At 65.2% G+C, this 13,041-nt stretch carries 6 protein-coding genes and 1 pseudogene; 2 read left to right on the forward strand and 5 right to left on the reverse strand.

The genetic code is table 11. The annotated features are described in order from the left end of the window. Positions 1 to 3 precede the first annotated feature (3 nt). Positions 4 to 2,280, reverse strand: a complete 2,277-nt coding sequence (locus CSW60_RS02955; RefSeq protein ID WP_099535840.1) for a TonB-dependent receptor — start codon at positions 2,278 to 2,280, stop codon at positions 4 to 6. A 177-nt stretch (positions 2,281 to 2,457) separates the two neighbouring features. On the opposite strand from CSW60_RS02955, the gene CSW60_RS02960 reads away from it, so the two are divergent. Next, positions 2,458 to 3,777, forward strand: a complete 1,320-nt coding sequence (locus CSW60_RS02960; protein ID WP_099535841.1) for an MFS transporter — start codon at positions 2,458 to 2,460, stop codon at positions 3,775 to 3,777. A 4-nt stretch (positions 3,778 to 3,781) separates the two neighbouring features. On the opposite strand, the gene CSW60_RS02965 is transcribed toward CSW60_RS02960, so the two are convergent. Further along, positions 3,782 to 4,444: a TetR/AcrR family transcriptional regulator gene (locus tag CSW60_RS02965; RefSeq protein ID WP_013079642.1), complete on the reverse strand. Its 663-nt coding sequence runs from the start codon at positions 4,442 to 4,444 to the stop codon at positions 3,782 to 3,784. A 196-nt stretch (positions 4,445 to 4,640) separates the two neighbouring features. Here CSW60_RS02965 and CSW60_RS02970 point away from each other — a divergent pair, with 196 nt between their 5' ends. Beyond that, positions 4,641 to 7,685 (forward strand): TonB-dependent receptor domain-containing protein, encoded by a 3,045-nt coding sequence (locus CSW60_RS02970; protein ID WP_099535842.1) that lies wholly within the window; start codon positions 4,641 to 4,643, stop codon positions 7,683 to 7,685. Positions 7,686 to 7,922: 237 nt separating this feature from the next. On the opposite strand, the pseudogene CSW60_RS02975 reads toward CSW60_RS02970, so the two are convergent. From CSW60_RS02975 to CSW60_RS02985, 3 genes and pseudogenes are all read right to left on the reverse strand, one after another. Beyond that, positions 7,923 to 8,009 (reverse strand): annotated as a pseudogene (locus CSW60_RS02975) (integrase); the annotation flags it as partial. 79 nt (positions 8,010 to 8,088) lie between these two features. Beyond that, positions 8,089 to 10,149 (reverse strand): phosphocholine-specific phospholipase C, encoded by a 2,061-nt coding sequence (locus CSW60_RS02980; protein ID WP_099535843.1) that lies wholly within the window; start codon positions 10,147 to 10,149, stop codon positions 8,089 to 8,091. Between the two features lie 9 nt (positions 10,150 to 10,158). Further along, complete coding sequence (locus tag CSW60_RS02985) at positions 10,159 to 12,972, reverse strand: TonB-dependent receptor (RefSeq protein ID WP_099535844.1); 2,814 nt, start codon at positions 12,970 to 12,972, stop codon at positions 10,159 to 10,161. Positions 12,973 to 13,041 lie beyond the last annotated feature (69 nt).

The raw sequence follows: 13,041 nt of genomic DNA on the forward strand, positions 1-13,041 counted from the left end.
CTCCTAGAACGCATAGCCAAGGCGTACGCCGGCCGTACGCGGTCGCATGGTGGCGAAGCGGCTGGCGAGGAACGCCTCGGGATGGACGTAGGTGATCGAGTGATCGTCGAAGAGGTTCTCGACATAGGCCCCGACGGTGGTTTGGCCCATGGCGACGGCGAAGGTGGCGTTGACGTTCTGGTACGAGTCCGTGAACCCGTAGGTCGGGCTGGTGACGGACGGTTGGCCGGGCACGTGTGGGAACGACCCCGGGTATGAGCCCACATGCTGCAGCACGACTGACAGATTGGCCTTGGCGCTGGGCGTCAGGTCCCAACCATAGTTTACGAACAGCGCCCCCTGGACCTTCGGCGAGGCCAGTCTCGCGCCGACCACCGCGCCCGAGATCGCCGCCTCGGCCGGGGTTAGTTCGGTGACCTTGGCGTCGTTCAGAGAACCGTTCAGGCCAACGGTCAGGCCCTTGCTCGGATAGGCGAGGAGCTCGAACTCGATCCCCTTGCTGCGCGCCGCGCCGATGTTGGTGGCGAACTGGACGCTGTCGGAGACGCGGTTGGCCTGGACCTGGATGTTGCTCCAGTCGATCAGATAGACGGCCAGGTTCGCCGCCAGCCGACCGTTCAGGAAGCGCCCCTTGGCCCCGGCCTCGTAGTTGACGAGGTCATCCGACGAGGCCCCGGTCGGGATGATCAGATCGCTGGGATTGACCAGGCTAGGTCGACCCGCGAAGGCGTTGACCACCGGCGTCCGGAAGCCGGTCGAGACCGTGGCGTAGGTCGTCAGGGTCGATGACGGCTTATACGACAGGCTGACCTTGAAAGAGGGCTTGCTGCCCGTGGCCTTGACCCCGGTCGCGGCCGGATAGGGGACCAGCGTCAGCGGCCCGCGGATACCCAGCAGGGCGTTGGTCAGATAGCTGCTGTTGTAGCCGCCCGCCTCGGTGAAGCCCTGGGAGTCGACCTTGCCGTAGCGGATGCCGCCCGTGGCCCAGACCTTGTCGGTGAAGCGGTAGGTCAGCTGCCCGAACGCCGCCTTCTCGTGCGACAGGAAGTGGGTGTACTGCCGCTGGTAATATTCGTCCGGCAGGCCGGTGATGCCCCGCGCGGCCAGGAAGGCCGGGTTGGAGCGGTAGAAGTAGTCCACGTCCAGGCGGCGATCGAGATAGAAGCCGCCGACCACCCAGTCGATCTTGCCGCCCGGGTCGGACGCCAGGCGCGCCTCTTCGACGAAGGTCTTCTGGAAGCCGCCCGCGTCCAGGGCGAAGGCGATCGCGCCGCCGAACGTGCCGGCCAGGTCGACGAAAAATTTCTGGTCGAACTTGGAATAGGTTGACGAGCTGGTCAGCCGCGCGCCATCGAATTGATAATCGATCGTGACGTTGTGGGTCCGCAGCTTGCCGACGAATTGGTCGGGACGGTCGGAGATCCGCTTCTCGCGGCCCAGGGCTGGGCTAATCATCGACGAGTCTTTGGGATTGCTGTCCTCGTACGAGAACAGCGCCTTCACCGACAGGCGCTCGTTCGGCTTCCACAGTAGGTTCGCGCGGCCGCCCCAATCCACCAGGGTGTTTGAGTTGTGGACCTTGGTGCCGACGTTATCGAGATAGCCTTCCTCGTGCCGGTAAAAGCCGACGACGCGCAGGGCCAGCTTGTCCTCGATGAGGGGCATGTTGAGCATGCCGTTGTAGCGCTGGCGCAGGGAGTCGGAGCCGGTCAGACCATAGTCGACCAGGGCAGCGCCCTCGCGGCTGGAGAGGTTCGGCGCCTTGGTCAGGATGCGCAGCGCGCCCGACAGCGAACCAGAACCGAACAGCGTGCCTTGGGGGCCCCGAAGGAACTCGACCCGTTCGACATCGAACAGGTTGGGGTCCAGCACGGTGGTGTTGCCGATGGTCGAGATCGGCAGCTCGTCGATATAGACCGCGACCGTGCTCTGCAGATTGGCGCCATAGCCGTTGGTGGCGACGCCGCGGGCGGTGAAGTTGTTGAAATTCGCGGTGGCGCGGTTCAACACCACGCCCGGCGTCTGCCTGGCCAAGCCCTCGTAGCCGACGATGCCTTTGGCGGTCAGCTCCTTCTGGTCGAAGGCGGTGACGCTGAGCGGCACGTCCTGGAGCTTCTCCGGACGACGGGTGGCGGTGACGACGACTTCTCCCACCAGTTCGGCGTCCTTGCGGTCGCCCCTCCCCTGCTCTCCCGCGCCGGCTGACTGAGCCAGCGCCGGCGTTGTCGAAAACGCGACGAGCGCGGCGGCGCAAGCCGACGCCAACAGCCCTGCCTTCATGACGTTCACTCCCCAGGCGCGTCGATCGTTCCGCCGTCGACGTCGCGGCAGCACGGTGGCGACGAACCGCCCAGCTGTCAACACTCACTCTCACGAGTGTGAATATTGACGAGCGAGCAGGATTGACGTCATCCTCAAGGCAAGCCAAGCCCGGGAACGGGCGTCCGGGAGGAAACCTTGAACGATCTCGCGCGCACCAGCGACGCGGCCGCGGCCGCGCGCTCAGACCGTCCCCTCCCCGCGCCGGACCGCGGAGCCTGGATGGTTCTGGCCATGCTGTGGTTTGTCTACGTTCTGAACTTCCTGGACCGTCAGCTGATGTCGATCCTGGCCAAGCCGATTCAGGACACCCTCCACATCACCGACGGGCAGCTTGGCCTGATCGGGGGCCTCTACTTCGCGATGTTTTACTGCTTCATCGCCATCCCGGTCGGCTGGCTGGCCGATCGCACCAACCGCGTCGCGGTGCTCAGCTTGGCCTGCGGGATCTGGAGCGCGGCGACCGTGGCCTGCGGACTCTCGCGCAGCTATGGAGAGTTCGCCTTCGCCCGCATGACGGTCGGCTTCGGCGAGGCGGGCGGCGTGCCGCCGTCCTACGCGATCATCACCGATTACTTCCCGCCGGGCCGCCGCGGCACGGCGCTGGGAATCTACAATCTGGGGCCGCCCGTGGGCGCGGCGCTGGGCATCGCCTTTGGCGGCGCAATCGCGGCGGCGTTCAACTGGCGCTATGCCTTCATCGTCCTCGGCCTTATCGGCCTGATCGCCGCGGCCGTCCTGCCCTTGATCGTCAAGGAACCCCGTCGCGGCGCGCTGGACGGCGTCGAAGCCAAGCCGGAAAAGGCCGCCTTCTGGCCGACCTTGCGGATGTTCTTCTCGCGCCCAACCCTGATGTTGGCGGCCCTGGGCAGCGGCGCGACCCAGTTCGTGACCTATGGCCTGGGGAACTTCACGACGCTGTTCCTGATGCGCGAGAAGGGCATGACGCTCAGCGAGGTGGCCGTCTGGTACGCGTTGGTCGTCGGTGTCGGCATGAGCGCGGGCATCTACGTCTCGGGCCGGGTGATCGACCACTTCACGCGCAAGTCCAAGCTGGTCTACGCCATGGCGCCGGTGATCTCCCTGACGCTGGCGATCCCGTTCTATATCGGCTTCGTCTGGGCGCCGACCTGGCCGTTGGCGCTGGCCTTCCTGATCGGCCCCACCTTCCTCAACTACTTCTACCTGTCGTCAGCGGTGGCGCTGGTTCAGGAAGAGGTGCGTCCCGAGCAGCGCGTAATGTCCGGAGCGCTGCTGCTGCTGGTGATGAACTTCATCGGCCTGGGCCTCGGGCCAACCTATGTCGGCGCGGCCAGCGACTTCTTCCGGGCCAGCCACCCGCACAACTCGCTGCAGATGGCGCTCTTCACGCTGGTCCCGATCTACGTCGTGGCGATCGGCCTTTTCCTCTGGCTGGCGAGGATCTTCCGCAGGGCGGAGGCGCTCCAGAGCGCCTGACGCCTCACCCCTTCAGCGCGATGAAGCCCGCCGCCATGAAGCGGGCGATCCGCTTCTTGACCGCCGGGAAGTCGTCGGAGTGGCAGAGGCCGCCCGACAGGCGATCGATCCGGCCGGTCCGCGCCAGGGTGTTCATCAGCGCGCCCGACACGAAGTGATAGCCCCAGAAGATTTCCTCGTCGGCGTAGTCCGGCAGGGCGCGCTTGAGAATGCCGACTAGCTTCAGGACCACCGGGTCGAAGTGCTCGTCCATCAGCGCCGCACCCTCGGGCGTATTGCTGACCCGGGCGCAGAACGCAGCGTAGTTCATCCAATGCTCGCCGCCCTCGTAATAGAGATCAAGGTCGGTATCGAGGAAGGCATGCAGCGCGCCCTCGACCGTCGGCTTGTCGCCGGCCGCCTGCTCGTACTGCTCCAAGGCGATCATCCGGCGGCCGGAGGTCACCCCGGCGCGGCGGGCGAACACCGCCTCGAACAGGTTGGTCTTGTCCTTGAAGTAGTAGTTTAGCAGCGTCGTGTGGATGCCGACCCTCTGGGCGACATCGCGCAGGGTCACGCCGTAAAGGCCATTCTGCGAGAATAGGTATTCGGCCGCGTCCAGGATCTGCTCCAGGCTCTGGGCGCGCTGCTCGGCCTTGGTCCGCCTCGCCTTGCTCTCTCCCGCCAAGCCATCCTCCTCGTCGCTCCGTACGCTGGGTAGTAGGGCCCGGCGCGCGCCTGTCAATCGTCCGCGTCACAGCCGCCATGGAGCGGCTACGACCTCATGACCGAACAATGGTCATTGACGTAGCGACGTCGATACCACAACACTCACTCTTGTGAGAATGAGCGTTAGAGACTCATTCCACGGGAGGGATCGCATCATGAAGATCGGGCTTATGAGCGCGTCGGGCGTCGCGCTGCTGATGGGAGTCGCCGGCCTGGGATCGTCGGCCTGGAGCCAGACGCCGACCGCGCCTGAACCGTCCACACAGGTCGAGGAAATCGTCGTCACCGGGTCGAACATCCGCGGCTCGGCGCTGGACGCCGCTCTTCCCGTCGAGGTCTATTCGCAGGCGGACCTTGAGAAGCAGGGCTCGCCCAGCGCTCTGGAATTCGCCAAGAGCCTGACCATTTCGGGCCCGACGACCGGCGAGTCCTACTATTTCGGCGGCCCGGCCCTGGTCGGTTCGGTGAACTACAATCTGCGCGGCCTCGGGGCCGACAAGACGCTAGTCCTGCTGAACGGGCGGCGCATGAACCAGAACACCGCCAACGTCCCGTCCATCGCCCTGGCGCGCACCGAAGTGCTGAAGGACGGCGCGGCGGTGATCTATGGCGCGGACGCGACGGGCGGCGTCGTCAACTTCATCACCCGCGACAAATTCGTCGGCCTGGAGGCCCAAGGTCAGTATAAGCACATCAAGGGATCGAAGGGCGATTATTCGGTCGGCGTGATGGGCGGGATCGGCGAGGACCGGGTCAACCTTCTGGTCTCGGCCGAGTACGAGCACCGCTCGCGTCTCAACACGATGGAGCGCGACTTCACCAAGGCCTCGCTCAACCCGGTGACCGGCTACAATCCCGCGCCATGGTCGACCCTGACCAACCTGACTGGCTGGATTCCGCGCGGCGCCCTGCCCGCCACGCCCAGCGTCACGGACGTCGGCGAATGGGGGCCGGCCATCGGCGGCATCGTCTCGGACTTCACGCCGGCCAGCTGCGCCGCCGTGGGCGGCCGCTACGACAACGCCTACACCTGCGCCTACAACTACATCCCCTACTACCGGCTGGTGGAAAACCAGGACACCTATCGGCTCTACGCCCAGCTGAAGGCGCAGATCACCGACACGATGAAGTTCCACATGGACGCCTCGTACGGTCGGGTGACCCTGCCGCAGGTGATGGGCTCGCCCGCCCAGCCCGTGTCCCGCGGCCCGGCTCTGGCCACCGGCGCGGTCAATCAGTTTTATGTGCCGATCACCAATCCCTTCGCCGCCGAGTTCGCCGCCAAGAACGGCATCGTCGGCGCTCAGGGCTTCACGCCGGTGACCTACCGGCTATTCGGCCACGGCGGCAATCCGTACTACTCGGGCGGCGACGGCTTTGGCGTGGCCGACCGGATCGACAACAAGGTCTGGCGCGTCTCGGCGGGCCTGACCGGCGAACTCGGGGACCTGGCGCCATTCGCCAAGCAGGTCGGATACGACTTCGCCCTGACCTACAACGACGCCTACAACTACAATACCCACGCCGACACCATCGGCTATCGCCTGCAGGAAGCGCTGAACGGCTTCGGCGGCCCCAATTGCCACGCCACGGACCTGGATCCCAGCCGCTTCGGCACGCAAAACGCGGCGGCCGCCGGCAAGAACGGCTGCCAGTACTGGAACCCCTTCTCAAGTTCCTTCAAGGGCCAACCGGTCCGAGGCCTGGCCAATCCCAACTACGTCGCCGGCAAGGAGAACCCCGAGGATCTGGCGCTGTGGATGTTCGACCCGCGCGCGGTCGAGACCCTCAGCCACAACTTCACGGCCGATCTCGTGTTCAACGGCCGGTCCGGAATCCAGCTTCCCGGCGGCGACATCGGCTGGGCGCTCGGGGCTCAGTATCGCTCCCTGGCCAGCCGCGTGAACGTGCCGAGTCCGTTCAACAACGGCTCGATCCAATGCGAGTGGCCCAGCAACACCACCAGCGCCAACGGCGCGGGCTCCGGCAACCTGAGCCCCACCCCGCTGCCAACGACGGACCCGAACTTCCGCGGCTGCACGCCGGACGCGCCGGGGCCGTTCGTGCTTTTCGCCCCGACCCTGCCCAGCCAGGCCGAGCAGAGCCAGTATTCGCTGTTCGGCGAGCTGCAGGTTCCGCTGTTCTCGAACGTCGACATCCAGTTGGCGGCCCGGCGCGAGCGCTTCTCCAACGACCTGGGCGCGACGGTCTACAAGGTCTCGGGCAAGTGGAACGTCTGGGGTCCGCTGACCGTGCGCGCCTCGTACGGCACCAACTACCAGACGCCGCCCCTGGGCGTGACGCCGGGCGCCATCACGGTGGCCGCGCGCACCTACACGGTGGCGGCCAGCAACTGGCTGGCGGCGCAGTTCATCACCGACGCCAATCTCAAGCCGGAGACCGCCAAGAGCGGCAACATCGGCGCGATCTGGCAGAGCCGCGGCCTGGCCGACGGTCATGACTTCCGACTGATCGTCGACTATTTCGACATCCGCACCAAGGACCAGATCGGCCAGGTCGCCGATCCCAACCAGATCGCCAGCCTGGTCTTCAACGGCGCGGGCGGAACCATCACCACGTGCGATGTCGCCAAACAGCCGCTGCTGGCCCGCATCAGCTTCAACAACGGGTGCGCCGTCGGCATGAGCGGCGTCGGCAGCTTCTCGGCCGTCTCCACCCGCTATGGCAACGGGCCAGGGCAGACCACCAAGGGCTTCGACATCCAGGCTAAATATGGCCTTCCCCTCGGCGATGGCGATCTCGACATCGATATCACCGCCACCCGGGTCACGGCGCTGCGGACGGGGCCGACCACCCTCGACGGGGTCACGATCTCGACGGGTGATGATCGCCTGGGGACCTTGAACTTCGCCACCTTCGCCCAGGCCGCGCCGAAGTGGCGCGCCAACCTGGGGGTCAACTATGGCCTCGGTCGCCAGAACTTCCGGCTCGGCGTCAACTTCGTCTCGGCGGTCCAGGACGAGCGGGCGGGCGTCCAGTATGGCGAGAACGGCAAGGATTGGGTGACGACCGACTTCACCTATCGCCTGACGCTAGGCGACGATATGGCGCTGACCCTGACCGCCGCCAACATCTTCGATAAGGACCCGCCACCCGCTCAGGAGGAGTTCGGCTACGATCCTTGGACCGGCAATCCGTTGGGCCGCACCTTCGAGATCGGCGTCAAGAAGTCGTTCTAACCTCCCTACCTCGCGCCTGGCGGATGGCTCTAGCCATCCGCCGCTCTTTTGCATCTAGCGAGGCCCCCGAGCGCGGCCCAGGAGCGGACCTTCGCAAAGCCAGAGAAGCGCCAGTAGCTGCCGTTGGCACGGCGCCAGGCGCGCGACGTTCGGTGGAGATGCGCCTTACTCTGGCGCCGCGTCTATGGCGCAATTGCACATAGCGAGGTGGTGGACTCGCCCGTTCGCCTTGAGCTACTGTCGGATCCCCCAGATGTGCCTGGGCTTGAACGGCGGCTTTGGGCCAATGATGCGGCCAGTGTTCCAGGGGCGCTTGGGCGCTATGCAGTCTCTATCCCCCGCCGATCCGCAGCTCTTGATGTCTTTCGCTGTCGGCCTTTTTAGAAGACATCAACGACACTCGTCACGATCGTGATGATACAATTGCAGGGTCGCCCGGCTCGCTGAGACTGGCCTGGCCGGTCTCGATATGGCCCGCCAGACGATGCCGCAGTCCATCGCCGCGGATCTCCAAGTCGAACCAGTGCGCGCTCTTGGCCACATCGAAGTCCAAGGTTTGAGCCTGCCCTGGTGACAATCGCACCGCTTGATGCGCGCCGTCCCTACGATCCTCAACCATAAGCTCCAACCGATGCGGGCCTCTATTCTTGAGCCGCAGCCGTAAACCGTGGTCCTTCGTCGTACGTAGCCGGGTTTCGAGGTCGGATGACGCTTCGCCCTCGAACGCCCGGTGCAATCCCGCCGGGCCATCGACGATCAAGGCGTAGCGGCCTTGGTCGGTCGGCCAGACATCCGATAGCGCTCGGCGAGCGCCCACAGCGTAACGGCGAGGCCTGACGTCGGCGTCCAGACGATCCGACACCAGGAAGCTGGCTCCCGCCGCGCCCGCGTTGCGGAACACCAGTTCCACCTGATCGCCCTGGCGGCGCAGATCGACCGCCAGATCGTAGGGTAGCGGCCGCCAGGGGCGCTGCCCTGGCTCACTCTTCGGAAGCGGCGGACTCGTCGGCGCGACGGGCTTGGGACGCCTAGCCACGACTGCTTTGTAGGCGTTGAAGGCCGCTTGGTTTGGCAAAGGTTGGTCGGCGCTGAGGCTGGCGAGCTGGCGCGGCGGCTCGCGGTTGGGCGTCTTGAAGTCGAAGGCGGAGGTCAGGTCGCCGCAAATCATGCGCCGCCAGGCGGTGATGTTTGGCTCGCGCACGCCAAACCGCGTCTCGAGGAAGCGGATCACCGACGTATGATCGAACACCTCCGAACAAACCCAGCCGCCGCGGCTCCAGGGCGAGATGACCAGCATCGGCACTCGCATGCCTAGGCCGTACGGTTGGCCCGTTGCGGGATGTCGCTCGTCGGCGGTCGGCACGGTGCTTAGCCCGTCCTCCCGACTTAGAGGCGGCACCGGCGGAACGACGTGGTCGAAGAAGCCGTCGTTCTCATCGTACATGACGAGGAATACGGTCTTGCTCCACACCTCGGGGTTGGCGGTCAGGGCGTCAAGGATCCGCGCCAGGTATTCCACCCCATAGGCGGGCGGCCAGTTCGGGTGCTCGCAGAAAATCCGTGGCGGGGTGATCCACGAGACCTGAGGCAGCTGGTTGGCCAGCACGTCGGCCTTTAGCTGTTCGAGACGCCGAGGTTCGACCCCGGCATGGTAGAGCGGATCGCCGGGCTTGGCCGTGTGGAAGCTTTCGAACGCCATCAAGGTGTTCATGCCGCCGTCGCTGTCGTCATCGCTGGCTAGGTCCGTCCCCTGCCGATAGAGGCGCCAGGATACGCCGGCCGCCTGCAAGCGCTCGGCATAGGTCTTCCAGTGGCGGCCGAACACGACGCCGTCGGGCTTCTGAGTGATGTCGATGTTCGCGATCACCGGGCCGCCGCCCTTCGCATGGTGATCGACGCAGCCGGTCATCAGATAGAGGCGGTTGGGACAGGTCGGTCCCTGCACCGAGGAAAAATAGGCGTCGCAGACGGTAAAGGCGTCAGCTAGGGCGAAATGGTACGGAATGTCCTCGCGCGCCAGATAGCCCATGGTCAGGGGACCCTTGGACGGAATCCAGTTGTCGTAGCGGCCCTCGTTCCAAGCGGCGTGACCGGTCGCCCAGTCGTGATGAAGGCTCTTCATGATCGGGAAGTTGGTGCCTTCGGCGTCGAAGCGGAACGGCGCGACCGTTCCGCCCTTGCCGTCGGGCTGACGCCACACAGGATCACCGTTCGGCAGGGTCCACGGACGAGAGTCGGCGAAGCCGCGGACGCCGGACAGGGTCCCGAAATAGTGGTCGAACGAGCGGTTCTCCTGCATGAAGATCACCACGTGCTCGACATCCTTGATCGTGCCCGTTCGGTAGGACGCCGGCGTCTCCATGGCCCGCGCGAGAGCGCCTGGCCACAGCTCGGCGGTGGCGGTCAAGCCCAGGGCCGCGCGCAGGAACGCGCGACGCGAGGCGTCGTCTCGATGCTCGCTCATGGCGCTGCCTCAGTAGCGGTACTTGAAGCCGGCGAAGTAGCTCCTGCCGCCGCCGACGCTGTTGTAGATGGCATTGGTCACGCCGGTGGTGATCACCGTGTAGCTGTCCGTCAGGTTTCGGGCTTCGAACGTCAGCTGCAGGCCGCGCCGCACCCGCCAGTTGGCCTGCAGATCAAGCTGATCGCTGGGCCGGATCCATTGGTCGCCGGCAGGCGTCGCGCCGAAGGTCGTGGTAAACGCTCTTCCCCTGACCCGGTAGTCCAGATGCAGGTCCAAGGGGCCCAGGTCGTAGCTGAGGCCAACATTGCCCATGTACCTGGGTTGGTTGCGCAAGGAGCTGATGCTGCGCACAGTCCCGTCGGTCAGGGTCACCGTCCAGCGGCTGTCCAGCCAGGTGTAGTTGGCGGTCACGCCCAGCCTTTTCAGCGGCCCGGGCAGGAAGTCCAGTCGCCGCTTGGCGAACGAGGCCTCGATCCCCGTCACCCGGGCGCTGCCGCTGTTCAATGGCATGGTCTGGGTCAGGATCACCGCCCCGCTGGCGTCCAGCGTCACTGTCTTTTCGTTGAACGTCTCGTGATCGAGATCCTTGTGGAAAATCGCCAATGAGGCGAAGCCATCCTTCAGATAATACTCGAGGCTGGCGTCGTAGTTGGTCGAGACGCGCGGGCCCAGCTTCGGGTTGGAGCCGCTGATTACCGGATTGCCATTGGCGTCGACGCCAACGGTGCGCCCCGGCGCGATGTCGGCGAAGTCCGGACGACCGATCGTCTTGGTGTAGGCCAGCTTGAGCTTCAGCGTCGCGGTCAGGTCGTAGCTGCCCTGGATGTTGGGCATCCAGTTGCTGTAGCGATTGGTGCGATGCGATGGGGTCGAAACGCCGCTGACCGTGTCGCCCGTGTCGCCGACATCGTGGGTCGTCTCGTAGCGGAGCCCGGCGATCAGCCGATAGCGCTCACCACTGAAATAGACTTCCGCGTGCCCAGCGGCGACGTCCTCTACCAAGGCATAGTCCGACGCCGGAGCAAGATCGGTGGTCTTGATCCCGTTTGCGAAGGTGTAGGCCCAGAATTTGTCCCAGTTCATCCTGATCGCGGCGTTACCAGCCATGGTCGCGCCCGGATCGATCACGTCGGACAGGCGTAGGGTTGTCCCCTTTGGCAAAAGATAGTTGTCGCGCCCCTCGTCGTAGCTTCGGTCCAGCCGCGTCCAACTGGCGCCTGCGGCGAAACCAAGGCCGCGGGCGTCGGCGAAGGTGTTCTGACTATAGTCGACCTTCACCGCGCTGACCTTGTCGCTGAGGTCCTGGTCGCGAACATAGGACGCGGTGGTGTTGCGATTGATCCAGTTGGTGGGATCGGCATAGGCGGCCGGGTTGTCATACCGGATCGTCGGCAGGTCGCCGTTCAGGTCGTAGTGGCCAGACAGATTGCTGAACTGGAACGTCTCGGGATAGCGGGTGACGATGGTGTTGTTGAAGTCGGTGTAGTTCGCCCGCAAGGCCAGCACCCCGCCAGCGCCGACCTGGTAGTCGATCCCGCCGCCCAGCATCTTGGCCTTGCGGCGGATGTCGTAGTCGTAGGCCTTGGTCTGGCCGATCGCCTTGTTGAAGTCGGCGCCGCCGTTGCTGAAGTTCGTCGTCCGGCCGTTGGTCTGGTAGATGTAGGTGCCTTCGCGCTGAAGGAACTGACGGCGCTTGTCGTCGATCACCGTGCCAGACAGAAAGGCGTAGAGCCCCTCGTTCCGGCGTAGTTCGACCTTGGCGTAGCCGACCAGATTCTTCACGTCCTTGTCGTAGGCGCTGTCGGTATAGATGTTGCTGTTGTTGACGAGGTCCTCGCCATTCACCTGGGTATAGGCGTCCACACCGCCGTACTTGTCGGTGTTGCGCATGCGCTGGGCGTTGAAGCCCAGAACCACGCCGTACTGACGATCGGGGCCGAAGGTGGCCTTACCCGCCCCATAGAGCCGCATCGAGGGCCCTGACCTGACCACGCTGTCCTGGTCGAAGCGACCGGCGCGGCCGCCCAGCGACAGATAGGGCCGGCCGCCCCCGTCGAAGGCGCGCAGGGTCCTCAGCGAGATGTGTCCGCCGACCGAATTGCCGTCCTGATCGGGGGTCACCGTCTTGTAGACGCTGGTTTCCTTGACGATGGACGAGGGAAAGACGCCGATCTGGGCGCCGCGGTTGTTCTGGCTGCTGAACCAGATCGGATTGCCGTCGATGTCGATGCTGTTGTAGCGGGAGTCGAAGGCGCGCACCGAGACATAGCCGCCATCGCTGGTGCCGTAAAACTTGTCGGCGCTGACCCCGACGACACGGTCCAGGGCCTCGGGCAGGGTGGCGTCCGGGGTGTGTTCGATGTCGGCGACGGTGATCGAATCCGATACGCCCGACGACAGGCGCTTGATCTGGTCGCGCGGCGTCTCGACCGAGCGACGGCCGATAATCACGACGCCGCCGATATTGGCGATGTCATCGTCCGAGCCGGACTGGGCCGTCGGAGTCCCCTGGACGCGAATGATGTAGCCGCCGGTGGGCGAGTCTTCGTAGGTCAGGCCCGACCCGGACAGCAGACGACGCAGCGCCTCGTCGTTCAGATATTGGCCCTTCAAAGTTGGAGCGTTCTTGCCACGGGCCAGCTTCGGATCGAACACGATATCCTTGCCGCTCTGCAACGCGAAAGCGCGCAGGGCCTGGCTCAAGGGCTGCTGGGCGATATCGAAAGCCCGCGCCTGGGCTTGTGCGCAACCAGGCTGGGCCGCCAGCGCTAGAGCAAAGGCCGAGCCGCCCGCGAACGCGGCGGACAAGAATTTGTACTGCATGATCGTCCCCGTCGCCGGCCCTTGCCGGCAGGTCGGAAGACGCAGCCTGGCGAGCTTACCCCTGAAAAC

This window comes from Caulobacter sp. X (genome assembly GCF_002742635.1).
Classification (GTDB): Bacteria; Pseudomonadota; Alphaproteobacteria; order Caulobacterales; family Caulobacteraceae; genus Caulobacter.

Excerpts from the sequence above, each read along its gene's own strand:
- CSW60_RS02985 (WP_099535844.1), bottom strand. The coding sequence starts at position 12,972 with ATGCAGTACAAATTCTTGTCCGCCGCGTTCGCGGGCGGCTCGGCCTTT.
- CSW60_RS02980 (WP_099535843.1), bottom strand. The coding sequence starts at position 10,149 with ATGAGCGAGCATCGAGACGACGCCTCGCGTCGCGCGTTCCTGCGCGCG.
- CSW60_RS02970 (WP_099535842.1), top strand. The coding sequence starts at position 4,641 with ATGAAGATCGGGCTTATGAGCGCGTCGGGCGTCGCGCTGCTGATGGGA.
- CSW60_RS02955 (WP_099535840.1), bottom strand. The coding sequence starts at position 2,280 with ATGAAGGCAGGGCTGTTGGCGTCGGCTTGCGCCGCCGCGCTCGTCGCG.